Raw genomic sequence first — 13,286 nt, 5'->3', positions numbered from 1 at the left:
CGCGCCCTTTTTTTATTTTTATTCGCTCACAACATCTCGGGTTTAAATGGACTTGCGGAAGGTGATGTAATACGCATATCATGCAACGTTCATAATAATAATTATCGTTTGCATTCCCATTCAAATATCTCCAGAGAATAACACATGTCACTTCAGCGCTCTCTTTCACTGATTTCACCCAAGGGAACTTTTCAGCGTGGCACACTGGCGTTTACCATCGCCGCTGCACTGAGTTCTTATGCTTTCCAGGCTAACGCCGCATCTGCAGCAAAAGACGACACCATTGTGGTCTCCGGCAGTTCCACGGCGAACGTGGCACCGGAATCTGCATGGGGCCCATCACCAACTATCGCCGCAAAGCATAGTGCGACCGGTACTAAAACCGACACGCCAATTGTTAAAACACCCCAATCTATTTCGGTGGTGACGCGTGAAGAGATGGACATGAAGCAACCAGCGACGGTGAAGGAAGCACTGGGGTATACGCCTGGCGTGTTCGCCAGCCGTGGTAGTTCAGCGACTTATGATGCCGTGGCTATTCGTGGATTCACCTCGGTGAACACCAACCAATATCTCGACGGCATCAAGCTGCAGGGCGACAACTATTCCGAAGCGTCGATGGATCCTTACTTCCTCGAACGTGTAGAAGTGCTGCGTGGCCCATCTTCTGTGTTATATGGCAAAAGTAATCCGGGTGGCGTGGTGACGATGATCAGCAAGCGTCCGACCACCGAGCCGTTGAAAGAAATACAGTTCAAAATGGGGTCAGACAATCTGTACCAGACCGGGTTTGACTTCAGTGATGCCATCGACGACGCAGGCATATACTCCTACCGTCTGACCGGTGTGGCGCGCAGTCAGGACACTCAGCAGGTTATGTCGAAAGAGCAGCGCTATGCTATCGCACCGTCATTTAGCTGGCGTCCGGACGACAAAACCAACTTCACCTTCCTGAGTAATTTCCAGAACGATCCCAACACCGGTTTCTATGGTTGGTTGCCACGTCAGGGCACGGTGGTGCCTTATACCGATGCCAACGGTAACTCTCACAAACTCTCCACTGACTTCAACGATGGCGAAGCGGACAACAAACTGTCGCGTAACCAGAAAATGGTCGGTTACAGCTTCGATCATGAATTTAACGATACCTGGACGGTACGTCAGAACCTGCGTTACACCATGATCAATAGTGATTACCGTGGTGTGTATGGCAACGGCTATATTGCTCCGGGCCAGATCAGCCGCGCATTCGTGCAGTCTAAAGAAGAGTTGAACAATTTTGACGTGGACACGCAGGCGCAGGCTAAATTTGCTACCGCGCAGGTGGACCATACCTTGCTGATGGGTATTGATTATATGCGCATGCGTAATGATATTGATGCCTATTATGGCAGCGCTAACCCGCTGGATTTGCAAAACCCACAGTACGGTAATGCAGGCGTGGCACTGAACTTCCCGTATCAGATCCTTAACCGTCAGGAACAAACTGGCCTGTATGCGCAGGATCAGGCGGAATGGAATCACTGGATCCTGACCTTAGGTGGCCGTTACGACTTTGCTAAAACCTCGACACTGAGCCGCAGTTCGGGCACGACGGCAGAGATCAATGACGAGCAGTTTACCTGGCGTGGTGGTCTTAATTATTTGTTCGATAATGGCATCAGTCCGTACTTCAGTTACAGCGAATCCTTTGAACCGAATCCGGGTGCGTCTGCTGAAGGCAAACCGTTCGATCCATCGATGGGCGAACAATACGAGGCCGGTATTAAATACATTCCTGATGATCGTCCGATCAGTCTTACCGCTGCGGTCTATCAACTGACCAAAACTAAAAACCTGACCGCTAACCCAGACCCGGCGTTCTCTTCCTTTAGTATACAGTCGGGCGAAATTCGCTCGCGTGGTGTTGAACTGGAAGCCAAAGCCGCCGTGAATGCCAACATCAATGTGACGGCGTCTTACACTTATACCAATGCTAAATACACCGAAGACACGGCTTATCAGGGTAAACGTCCGGCAGAAGTGCCGCGCAACATGGCGTCATTATGGGCTGACTATACTTTCCACGAGACGGCACTTAGCGGCCTGACGGTAGGTTCCGGTGTGCGTTATATCGGGGATAGTTCCAGTTTCTACACCAGTGGCGAGAAAAATAATGAGACTTTCGACGTGGCGTCTTACACGTTAGTTGATGCGACCATTAAGTACGATTTGGGCCGCTTCGGGTTGCCGGGTTCTTCCGTGGGAGTGAACATCAATAACCTGTTGGACCGCGAGTATGTTGCCAGTTGCTACCGCGATTATGCCTGTTACTGGGGTACCGACCGCCAGATAGTCGCTACCGCAACGTTACGCTTCTGATTGTCAGCATTTAACGTTTTAATCCGGGCACGCTGGTCGTGCCCGTTTCCTATTAACCTGCTCCAGACGTAAACGTAGAAAATCTTATGCCTGATAACAACGTACATCCGTCTTCATCGCTGCCAGACAGCGTCTTTAGTTTGCAGGATGTAAGCTTTACCGTGCCGGGACGCACGCTGCTGGCACCGCTTTCACTGACCTTCCCGAAGGGCAAAGTCTGCGGCCTGATTGGTCATAATGGTTCGGGCAAATCGACGTTGTTAAAAATGCTGGGGCGTCATCAACCGGCGTCATCTGGGCAGATCCAGCTCAATGAGACGCCGCTGGAACAGTGGGACAGTAAAGCCTTTGCTCGTCAGGTGGCTTATTTACCCCAACAGTTACCCGCCGCAGAAGGGATGACGGTGCAGGAGCTGGTGGCCATCGGACGTTACCCGTGGCACGGCGCGTTGGGCCGTTTTAAGCACAAAGATAAAGAGAAGGTGGAAGAGGCAATCACGCTGGTGGGGCTAAAGCCTTTTGCGCACCGCCTGGTCGACAGCCTGTCCGGTGGCGAGCGCCAGCGTGCCTGGTTGGCGATGATGGTGGCACAGGACAGCCGCTGCCTGCTGCTCGACGAACCGACCTCCGCGTTGGATATCGCCCATCAGGTCGATGTGCTGGCGCTGATCCATCGCCTTAGCGAGGAGAAAGGGCTGACGGTGATCGCCGTGCTGCATGACGTTAATATGGCGGCCCGCTATTGCGACTACCTGATGGCGCTGCGTGGTGGTGAGATGATTGCTCAGGGTACACCGCAAGAGATGATGCGCGGCGAGGTTCTGGAGCAGATTTACGGTATCCCGATGGGGATCCTCCCGCACCCGGCCGGTGGCGCACCGGTGAGCTTTGTATATTGATATGTGTGAGATTTTTCCTGCACCTGATTTAACCCGTCGTCGCCTGTTGCAGGCGCTGGCGCTCTCTCCATTGCTGGCGGCGTTGCCTTCTTTCGCTGCATCACGTCCTGATTTAAATAAAATTATCGCGCTGGAATGGCTGCCCGCCGAACTGCTGATCGCGCTTGGCGTGATGCCGATGGGGGTGGCTGATATCCACAATTACAACCTGTGGGTCGAGGAACCCCGACTCCCCGCCGGCGTGATTGATGTTGGCCAGCGGACTGAGCCCAATCTGGAATTGCTACAACAGCTTCAGCCTTCGCTGCTGCTGGTTTCACAAGGCTATGGACCGAATGCGAAGCAGCTTGCGCCTATCGCACCGGTGTTCGGCGTAACGGCGAACGACGGCAGTGAGCAGCCTTTGCAGCAGGCTATCCGCTCACTTCACCAACTGGCGGCTTATCTCGATTTACAAGATCGTGCGGCCAGTCATTTAAAGATGTATCACGACATGCTGGCGAGTACGCGTCAGAACCTGCAACCGATCGCGCAGCAGCCGATTTTACTGTTCTCCTTTCTCGATGCCCGCCACGTGTTAGTTTTCGGCAAAGGCAGTTTGTTTCAGGAGGTGATGACAGATCTCGGGCTGACCAACGCGTGGTCCGGCGAAAGCAGTTTCTGGGGCAGCATTAACGTTGGCATCGAACGTCTGGCGTCGATTAAAAACGCTCGTGCACTCTGTTTCAGCCACGGTGATACCGATATTTATTCGCAGGTGTCGCAGACGCCGCTGTGGCAGTCGATGCCCTTCGTACGTCAAAAGCAGCTCAGCATAGTGCCTGCGGTGTGGTTCTACGGCGCGACCTTTAGCGCCATGCGTTTTTGCCGCATCCTTAACGACCAACGGGGGAAGGTGTAATGAACCGTCTCTCACTCAGCCTGTCGTTTATTCTGTTAACCGCAGGGACCCTGGTCAGCACGCTGCTCACCGTCTACAACCTCCATCAGCAACTGCCTTATGCCCTATGGCGTGAAGCGCTGTGGCAACCCAATATCGATGACGTCAACCAGATGCTGTTCCACTACAGCACCTTGCCGCGTGTGGCCGTTGCGCTGCTGGCTGGTGCTGGTCTGGGACTGGTCGGCCTGCTGTTCCAGCAGGTGTTGCGTAACCCGCTGGCGGAACCTGCCACGCTCGGCGTGTCTGCCGGGGCACAACTCGGGCTGACCGTCGCCACGCTGTGGGCGCTACCTGGCGGAGAGATCACCCAGCAGTTTGCCGCGATGATTGGCGCGGTGGTGATTGGCTTGCTGGTTTTTGGCATCGCCTGGGGTAAACGCATGTCGCCGGTGACGCTCATCCTGGCCGGGTTGGTGCTCGGTTTATATTGCGGTGCGGTTAACGGCCTGATAGGTCTGTTTAACTACCAGAGCCTGCAAAGCCTGTATATGTGGAGCACGGGTTCGCTCAATCAGCAGGACTGGCACGTTGCCAACTTCCTGCTTCCTCGAGTGATTATCGTCTGGTTGCTGGCGTTTCTGCTACAACGACCAATGACCCTGATGGGGCTCGACGACGGTGTGGCAAAAAATTTAGGGCTGGGATTGACGGCTGCCCGTCTTACCGTCCTGACGCTGGCTATCCTGATGAGTGCACAGTTGGTCAATGCAGTGGGGATTGTCGGGTTTATCGGCTTGTTTGCGCCGCTGCTGGCAAAAATGCTTGGCGCCCGCCGCCTGCGTGTGCGGTTAATTCTCGCCCCCTTGATTGGCGCACTGTTGTTGTGGCTGACCGACCAGATCATGCAATATTTGACGCAGGCATGGATGGAAATTCCAACCGGTACCGCCACGGCTCTGGTCGGTGCGCCGTTGCTATTATGGCTGTTGCCGCGTTTGCGTAAAAACCTGGCGCCACCGCCGATGGATCAGGGCGATAACGTGCCCAATGAACGTCATCATCTGATCGGCTGGGTGTCATTGGCGTTGCTGCTATTGTTGGCAGGTATTGCCGTGGCGCTCATGGCGGGGAGAGATTCACACGGCTGGAACTGGTCAACGGGCACACAGCTCGATGCCCTGTTGCCGTGGCGAACGCCACGCGTATTGGCCGCGCTGGCGGCTGGCGTGATGCTGGCTTCTGCGGGTGTGCTAATCCAAAAACTAACCGGTAATGCGATGGCGAGCCCTGAGGTGCTGGGCATTAGCTCAGGTGCCGCTTTCGGCGTGGTGCTGATGCTGTTTATTGTGCCGGGCGACGCCTTTATCTGGCTGCTGCCTGCGGGCAGCGCCGGTGCCGCCATCACCTTATTAGTCATTATGGTTTCTTCCGGATTGCGGCGTTTCTCCGCCGAACGCATGTTACTGGCCGGTATTGCGCTAAGTACGGCGTTCACTACGCTGATATCGCTGTTGCTGGCCAGTGGTGATCCGCGAATGGGCGGCCTGTTGACCTGGATTTCTGGCTCGACTTATTCGGTCACTATTGCGCAGGCGTGGCGTACCGCAGCGATTGCCTCGGTACTGCTGATTTTGGTGCCATTGTGCCGCCGCTGGATAAATATTTTGCCTCTGGGAAGCGTGACAGCGCGATCCATTGGCATGGCATTAACACCAAGCCGTATGGCGATTTTACTGCTGGCTGCGGTAATGACGGCTGCCGCTACGCTGACCGTCGGGCCGCTGAGTTTTGTCGGTTTAATGGCACCCCATATGGCACGAATGCTCGGTTTTCGTCGTGCGATACCGCAGTGGATGGTCGCCAGTATTTTGGGGGGAGTGCTGATGGTGTTTGCTGATTGGTGCGGGCGAATGGTGATCTTCCCGGATCAAATTCCAGGCGGACTGCTGGCGACCTTTATCGGCGCACCCTACTTTATTTATTTGCTGAGGAAACAGGCGAAATAAAAACGCTTTCCCCTCAGAGAGGGGAAAGCCCCGATCGAATCGTTATTAAAGCTTAGCGAAACAACGACGTGCGGCGTCAATGGTGCGTTGAATATCTTCCTGCGAATGTGCCAGTGACATGAAACCTGCTTCGAACGCTGACGGTGCCAGGTAAACCCCTTCGCCCAGCATCAGATGGAAGAATTTTTTAAAGCGTTCGACGTTGCACTGCATCACGTCCTGATAGCAGGTCACGGTTGCTGAATCGGTGAAGAACAGGCCGAACATACCGCCAACGTGGTTAACCACAAACGGAATACTCTCCTGCTGCGCCGCATGAACCAGGCCTTCTGCCAGACGGGTCGTCAGTTCAGTCAGGGTCTGATGCACTCCCGGCTGAGCGACCTGAGTCAGACAGGCGATACCCGCAGCCATAGCAATCGGATTACCGGACAGTGTACCAGCCTGATAAACCGGACCGGTTGGTGCCAGCGCTTCCATCACTTCACGGCGTCCACCGAAAGCGCCTACCGGCATACCGCCACCGATAATTTTACCCAGACAGGTCAGGTCTGGCATCACGTCGTAATATTCCTGAGCACCGCCCAGCGCAACGCGGAATCCGGTCATCACTTCATCAATGATCAACAGCGCGCCGAATTCATCACACAAAGTACGCAGGCCCGGCAGGAACTCCGGTAATGGCGGCACACAGTTCATGTTACCCGCAACCGGTTCAACAATGATGCAGGCAATATCGTCAGGGAATTGTTCGAATGCCGCGCGAACGGAATTCAGATCATTATAGGTACAGGTCAAGGTATGTTTGGCGAAATCAGCTGGGACGCCCGGTGAGTTTGGCTGGCCGAGAGTCAGCGCGCCCGAACCTGCTTTTACCAGCAGGCAGTCGGCGTGGCCGTGATAGCAGCCTTCGAACTTGATGATTTTATCGCGATGGGTGAAGCCACGTGCCAGGCGAATAGCGCTCATGGTGGCTTCTGTGCCAGAGTTCACCATGCGTACCATGTCCATGCTGGGTACTAAGTCAGTGACCAGTTTGGCCATGTTAACTTCCATTTCGGTCGGCGCGCCGAAGCTAAGGCCGCGCTGGGCCGCTTCGATCACCGCGTTGCGGATCTCAGGGTTGTTATGGCCCAGCACCATCGGTCCCCACGAACCGACATAATCGATATAGGCTTTGCCATCGACGTCAAATAGGAAAGCGCCATCGGCACGTTCAATAAATAAAGGGACGCCGCCGACGCCGGAGAAGGCACGTACTGGCGAATTCACCCCGCCGGGGATCAGTACTTGCGCCTGCGAAAACAGACTTTCTGACTTACTCATAGTTCGGCTCCTGACGTGACTTTTTTATACTAAATGAGAGTGGTAATCGGCCCATTCTAAAGAAGTTGGCTATGTTATGAAATCGTAACGCGTGCGGCTATCCGCTTTTCATATTTCAGGGATCCCGATTTGTATGATTTAATTGCCACCTCTTTTCGATACTCTTTTCCCTAAAAAGCCAATGAAATGATCAGTGAAAACCAGAGCGATGCGATTGAGCAGGGCAATGCGCCCGGCCCCCGTAAACGTAGTGAAATACTGCGTCAGTTTCTTCGCCGTGATAAAACCCCTGTAGCGATACTTATTGTCGCCGCCATTGTTGGCACGTTAGCGGGTTTACTTGGTGTGGGATTTGAAATGGCAGTGGACTGGGTGCAGCATCTGCGCCTGTCTGGTTTGGGTTTCTTCAGCGCCTATTGGATCCTGCTGTGGCCGTTAACATTTGTGGTGTCAGCGGGGCTGGCGATATTTGGCTACTATCTGGTCCGCCGATTTGCGCCGGAAGCTGGTGGGTCAGGCATCCCGGAAATTGAAGGGGCATTAGAGGAACTGCGGCCGGTACGCTGGTGGCGTGTGATCCCGGTTAAGTTCTTTGGCGGCATGGGAACGTTGGGCGCGGGCATGGTGTTGGGGCGCGAAGGACCGACCGTGCAGATGGGGGCCAACGTTGGACAAATGGTGGCGGATATTTTCCGTCTGCGCAGCGCCGAGGCTCGTCACTCCTTATTGGCTACCGGTGCCGCAGCAGGGCTTTCTGCGGCGTTCAATGCGCCGCTGGCCGGTATTTTATTTATTATCGAAGAGATGCGCCTACAGTTTCGCTACAGCCTGATTTCGATAAAAGCGGTGTTCATCGGCGTGATTATGTCGAGCATTGTGTACCGCATTTTCAACGGTGAAGGCGCAGTCGTTGAAGTTGGCAAACTGGCCAGTGCGCCGATCAATACGCTGTGGCTCTATATGGTTTTGGGCATGGTTTTTGGTGTGGTGGGTGTTTGCTTCAACGCATTAATCTTTCGCGTGCAGGATCTGTTTGCCCGCATTCACGGCGGCAATCTGCGCAAAATATTGCTCATCGGTGGGCTAATCGGGGGGCTTTGCGGCATTCTTGGGCTGATCCAGCCTGAAGCGGCGGGCGGCGGTTTTGCGCTGATCCCACTGGCGGCGGCCGGGAAATTTAGCCTCGGCATGCTGCTGTTTATTTTTATCGTCCGCGTGGTCACTACACTTTTATGTTTTGCCTCAGGCGCGCCGGGCGGGATTTTCGCTCCGATGCTGGCGTTAGGCACCTTACTTGGTACCGCGTTTGGCAGCGCCAGTTTGGCGATGTTCCCGCAATACGGTATCGAACCTGCCACCTTTGCCATTGCGGGAATGGGCGCGCTGTTTGCCAGCAGCGTACGTGCACCGTTGACCGGTATCGTGCTGGTGCTGGAGATGACCGACAACTATCAGCTGATTTTACCGATGATCATTACCTGTCTCGGTGCCACACTGCTGGCGCAGTTTCTCGGCGGGAAACCCCTGTATTCCACCATACTGACGCGTACCTTACAGCGTCAGGAGCGTGAGAATGCAACCAAAGCTGACGGCGAAATGGCAGCCGAGGGCATAAATAGGCAGGACGACAGCGGAAAAACCGCTCATAATTGAACTATTAGTTTATGTACTACATAATCAGTTCATTATTCAGGCAGTCAATCTGGCGGCCTGAACAGAAAACGGGTTGGGAGTAAAAAGATGAGTGAAGCAACAATCAGTGATCCGATGGAAGTAGAAACCAGCGCGCTGCCGCTGCAATTTACCGAAGCCGCTGCCCGCAAAGTGAAGAATCTTATCTCCGATGAAGAAAATCCGGAGCTCAAGCTGCGGGTTTATATTACCGGCGGCGGTTGCAGCGGTTTTCAGTACGGTTTCACCTTCGATGACAAGATCAACGATGGCGACATGACCATTGAAAAATCTGGCGTTGCGTTGGTGGTTGACCCGATGAGCCTCCAATATTTGGTTGGCGGTGCGGTGGATTACACTGAAGGGCTGGAAGGATCGCGCTTTATCGTGACGAATCCGAATGCCAAAACTACCTGTGGGTGTGGTTCGTCATTTAGTATCTGACCTACGCTGACAGCACAAAAAAAACCGTCTGCCTTTCTCTGGTTGACGGTTTTTTTTTGGTTTTTACCCTTCAGCGCAAACTAACCTGGCACCGACTGTAATTCCACTGCGATAAGGTAATAGATTATCGGGAGATCAAGGGTTGTAACTGCGTACAGAGTTGCTCAGCGGCCAGCATAATACGTGGTCCGGCGCGGCTGAACCAGTCGGCATCCACGGTCACTACCGGCACTTTTAACGCCGGTTGCCAGAAGCTAATCACGCTCTCTTGTTGCTGTTTTCCGCCGCTGATGACGATGGCCTGTGGCTGGCGGGCCAAAACCTGCTCGCGGCTGACTTGTGGCCAGGGCGCGCGGCTGTCGGCAAAAATATTTTCTGCGCCACACAGCGACACAATTTCACTTTGCAGCGTCTTTGCCGACGCGGTAAACAGTGGCTGCGTACCAAACTGAATAAACACTGGAAGCGGGTGGGAGCGGTTATAACGTTTTTTCAAACGATCGCGCTGCTGGCGGATCTGTTCGGCGGCCTGTTGGGCCATATGCGGAGTCGGACTATAGGCAGCCAGTTGATCCAGTGCCAGTGCCACTTGTTCAATGCTTTGCGGATCGAGATATAAAACCGGGATCCCCAGTGAGGCAATCTGATCCAGCGGGCGCTGCGGATTACCGCCACGCCATGCCAGGACTAAATCAGGTTTCAGTGCCAGCACGCGCTCGACATTCACGCCCTGCCAACTGGCAACCTGCTGCAGTTGCTTCGCCTGTGGTGGAAAATCCGAATAAGCACTGACCCCCACCAGACGGTTGCCCAACCCGGCCGCATAGGCGAGTTCGGTCAGATTAGGGGCCAGGCTCACCACGCGCTGAGCCGGCTGTGCTATGGCCGACAACGGCAGCCATAGAGAGAACAATATCCCTAAAACTCGAAGGATCACGCGTTGTCGCCGTTTGCCAGAGATTGCAACATGGCGTCGATCATCAGCGTTGACTGCTCGGCAGCGACCACCAGGAACTCGTCGAAGCTCAGGTGCGATTCGCTGTCAGCCACGTCAGAAATGGCGCGCACGACGACGAATGGCGTACCAAATAGATGACATACGTGGCCGATGGCCGCGGCTTCCATTTCTACGGCTGCCACGGTTGGGAAGGTCGCGCGGATGCGGGCCAGCGGGGCCGCACCGTTGATGAACGCATCACCGCTACACACCAAACCACGAACGGCATTCAGGTCCAGCTGGCGAATACAGGTTTCAGCCAGTTCAATCAAAGCAGAGTCGGCAGTGAAGGCCGCCGGGCAACCGGCCATCTGGCCCGGTTCGTACCCGAATGCGGTGACGTCAGCATCGTGGTAACGCACTTCTTCAGAAACGACGATATCACCCACTTTCAATGTCTTCGCCAGACCGCCGGCCGAACCGGTGTTAATCACCACGTCAGGTTTACACAGCTCCAGCAGCAGCGTGGTGCCCATGGCGGCAGAGACTTTACCGATGCCAGATTTCAACAGCGCCACGTCAATACCGTGCCACTGACCGGTATAGATTTCGCAGCCTGCGCGTTCGATAGTTTTACGATTGATGATTTTGTCGCGCAGCAGGGTAACTTCCTGTTCCATTGCGCCAATGATGCCAACTTTCATAGTTTTACTCGCAGATTGAGGAGGGAATTGACTGTTTTATAACAAGTCGGATACACGATAGTCTATCATGGCTATTATACCCGTCATCCTTCAAGCTGCAGGTGTGTTGGCTACGTTCGTTCACCCGAATCACTTACACCAGTAAGCTCATCGGGGTTCTCTTACTTGCCGCTTGCCCGCCACTCGAATGATTTTGGCTATAAACAATTGATAACGTATCGGGTGCTGGCGGGACGCCAGAATGAAGCGCGTGTGACTGAAAAGGGTAGGAACATGTCCGGGGTCGATTTTAAGAACAAATTCAATTTCCAGCGGCCTTTCAGTCCTCCGATTGAGGCGCGTGATGAATATGACGTGGTACGCCAGTTTGAAAGCGATCGCGGGCGCATTATCAATTCGGCGGCTATCCGCCGGTTGCAGCAAAAAACCCAGGTCTTTCCGCTGGAGAAAAACGCAGCAGTGCGCAGCCGGCTGACCCATTCCCTTGAGGTTCAGCAGGTCGGTCGTCATATTGCCAAAGAGATTTTGCATCGTTTACGCAAGCAGGGGAAACTCGACGAACTCGGCTTAAGTGACTTCACCGATCCTTTCGAAAGCGTAGTCGAAATGGCTTGCCTCATGCACGACATCGGCAATCCACCGTTCGGCCATTTTGGCGAATCTGCGATCAACAACTGGTTCGCGAAACGGATGGACATCGCCAGCTGTGGGACGGTGCCGCACAGCGCCGACAGTTGTACTTTTTCCTTTCTGCGTTTACTGCAAGGTGAAGATCAACTGAACCTGTTACGCAGTAAAATTCGCCATGATTTATGCAATTTCGACGGTAATGCGCAGGCTATCCGGCTGGTATTTACGCTGCTCAAACTAAACCTGACTTTCTCGCAAACTGCCTGCATTCTGAAATATACCCGACCGGCGTACTGGGCTGCGCCGATATCTGAAAATCATGCCTATCTGATGAAAAAACCGGGCTTTTATCTGGCGGAAGAACCCTTTGTTGAGCGGTTGCGCGAACAGCTGGATATGGGAGAATTCAGCCGTTTCCCACTGACCTACATTATGGAAGCGGCAGATGATATCTCTTATTGCATCGCCGATTTGGAAGATGCCGTTGAAAAGAATATTTTCAGCGTTGAGCAGTTGTTTGATCACCTGGAGCATGAATGGGGTGAAGGGGTTAAAGGCGACTGGTTCGAAAAAGTGGTGCGTACTGCCTACCAGAAAATGAATAAGGCCAAAACCTTCCGCAATCCGGTGGATTATTTCTTCATGGAATTGCGTGTGCAAACCGTTAATCATATGGTGCCGCACGCTGCTATCCGCTTTATCGATAATCTTCCAGCTATATTTGCAGGTTCCTTTAATCAGGCGTTACTGGAAGATGTCAGTCAGGCTAATAGATTGTTAAAAATATATAAAAGAGTAGCGTTTAAACATGTTTTTAATCATCACGAAGTTGAAGAGCTGGAATTACAGGGTTACCGGGTTATCAGCGGATTATTAGATATTTACAGCCCAATACTTGATATGCCTTTGCAGGAATTTCGCCAACTGGTCGCGGAGGATACTCACCGGCGGTATCCGATTGAAACCCGATTGTTTCACAAGTTATCTGCCAAACACCGCCTGGCCTACAATGAAGCCGTAGCCCGCCTCAGCCAGCAACCAGAAAATCAGCAGCAGATTGGTGAGATTTATTACCGGGCACGCATGATTCAGGATTATATCAGCGGCATGACAGATCTTTATGCTTATGATGAGTACCGACGCCTGATGGCTGCTGAATAATATACCCGTCATACTTCAAGTTGCAGCTTTGTTGGCTGCCTTTATTCACCCCGGTCACATGGTTGGCCATGCTCCCGGGGATTCATGCAGTTGCCGCCGCGCTGCAACTCGAATTATTTAGGGTATCCCACTTGAATATACTTCAAGTTGCAGCTTTGTTGGCTGCCTTTATTCACCCCGGTCACATGGTTGGCCATGCTCCCGGGGATTCATGCAGTTGCCGCCGCGCTGCAACTCGAATTATTTAGGGTATCCCACTTGAAT

Annotated in this window: 10 protein-coding genes; 7 read left to right on the top strand and 3 right to left on the bottom strand. The window is 53.6% G+C overall.

The features are described 5' to 3' along the window. The first annotated feature begins 144 nt into the window (after nucleotides 1-144). The 4 genes from fhuA to fhuB all read left to right on the top strand — a co-directional run bounded on the left by fhuA (nucleotide 145) and on the right by fhuB (nucleotide 6,149). On the top strand, nucleotides 145-2,361 hold the full coding sequence (gene fhuA, locus ACMV8I_RS11205; protein WP_498865302.1) for a ferrichrome porin FhuA: 2,217 nt from the start codon (nucleotides 145-147) through the stop codon (nucleotides 2,359-2,361). 86 nt (nucleotides 2,362-2,447) lie between these two features. Then, nucleotides 2,448-3,260, top strand: a complete 813-nt coding sequence (fhuC, locus tag ACMV8I_RS11200; protein WP_498865301.1) for a Fe3+-hydroxamate ABC transporter ATP-binding protein FhuC — start codon at nucleotides 2,448-2,450, stop codon at nucleotides 3,258-3,260. A 1-nt stretch (nucleotide 3,261) separates the two neighbouring features. Further along, nucleotides 3,262-4,161, top strand: coding sequence for a Fe(3+)-hydroxamate ABC transporter substrate-binding protein FhuD (gene fhuD, locus ACMV8I_RS11195; protein WP_498865300.1), 900 nt, complete (start codon nucleotides 3,262-3,264; stop codon nucleotides 4,159-4,161). After that, a complete protein-coding gene (gene fhuB, locus ACMV8I_RS11190) occupies nucleotides 4,161-6,149 on the top strand; it encodes a Fe(3+)-hydroxamate ABC transporter permease FhuB (protein ID WP_498865299.1) in 1,989 nt (662 codons plus the stop codon). Before fhuD ends, fhuB begins: the two co-directional genes overlap by 1 nt. A gap of 45 nt (nucleotides 6,150-6,194) precedes the next feature. Here fhuB and hemL read toward each other — a convergent pair whose 3' ends face one another. Then, on the bottom strand, nucleotides 6,195-7,475 hold the full coding sequence (gene hemL / locus ACMV8I_RS11185; protein WP_498865298.1) for a glutamate-1-semialdehyde 2,1-aminomutase: 1,281 nt from the start codon (nucleotides 7,473-7,475) through the stop codon (nucleotides 6,195-6,197). Between the two features lie 186 nt (nucleotides 7,476-7,661). Here hemL and clcA point away from each other — a divergent pair, with 186 nt between their 5' ends. Together clcA and erpA are read left to right on the top strand one after the other, a co-directional pair. Beyond that, nucleotides 7,662-9,128 carry a H(+)/Cl(-) exchange transporter ClcA gene (clcA, locus tag ACMV8I_RS11180; protein ID WP_498865297.1) on the top strand — a complete coding sequence of 489 codons (1,467 nt, stop codon included), beginning with the start codon at nucleotides 7,662-7,664 and terminating at the stop codon, nucleotides 9,126-9,128. A gap of 114 nt (nucleotides 9,129-9,242) precedes the next feature. Then, entirely contained in the window at nucleotides 9,243-9,590 is a 348-nt protein-coding gene (erpA, locus tag ACMV8I_RS11175; protein ID WP_188473719.1) for an iron-sulfur cluster insertion protein ErpA, read from the top strand. Nucleotides 9,591-9,714: 124 nt separating this feature from the next. Here erpA and btuF read toward each other — a convergent pair whose 3' ends face one another. Together btuF and mtnN are read right to left on the bottom strand one after the other, a co-directional pair. Beyond that, the gene (btuF, locus tag ACMV8I_RS11170; protein ID WP_498865510.1) at nucleotides 9,715-10,524 is read right to left on the bottom strand and encodes a vitamin B12 ABC transporter substrate-binding protein BtuF; all 810 of its coding nucleotides are present in this window, start codon (nucleotides 10,522-10,524) and stop codon (nucleotides 9,715-9,717) included. Continuing rightward, nucleotides 10,524-11,231: a 5'-methylthioadenosine/S-adenosylhomocysteine nucleosidase gene (gene mtnN / locus ACMV8I_RS11165; RefSeq protein WP_498865296.1), complete on the bottom strand. Its 708-nt coding sequence runs from the start codon at nucleotides 11,229-11,231 to the stop codon at nucleotides 10,524-10,526. Before mtnN ends, btuF begins: the two co-directional genes overlap by 1 nt. Nucleotides 11,232-11,504: 273 nt before the next feature. Between mtnN and dgt the strand changes: the two genes are divergently transcribed. Next, nucleotides 11,505-13,022 (top strand): dGTPase, encoded by a 1,518-nt coding sequence (gene dgt / locus ACMV8I_RS11160; RefSeq protein WP_498865295.1) that lies wholly within the window; start codon nucleotides 11,505-11,507, stop codon nucleotides 13,020-13,022. The last annotated feature ends 264 nt before the right edge of the window (nucleotides 13,023-13,286 follow it).

Origin of the sequence: Ewingella sp. S1.OA.A_B6, from assembly GCF_049889095.1 — a bacterium.
Lineage (GTDB): Bacteria > Pseudomonadota > Gammaproteobacteria > Enterobacterales > Enterobacteriaceae > Ewingella.
This window is presented reverse-complemented; position numbering and strand designations above follow the sequence as displayed.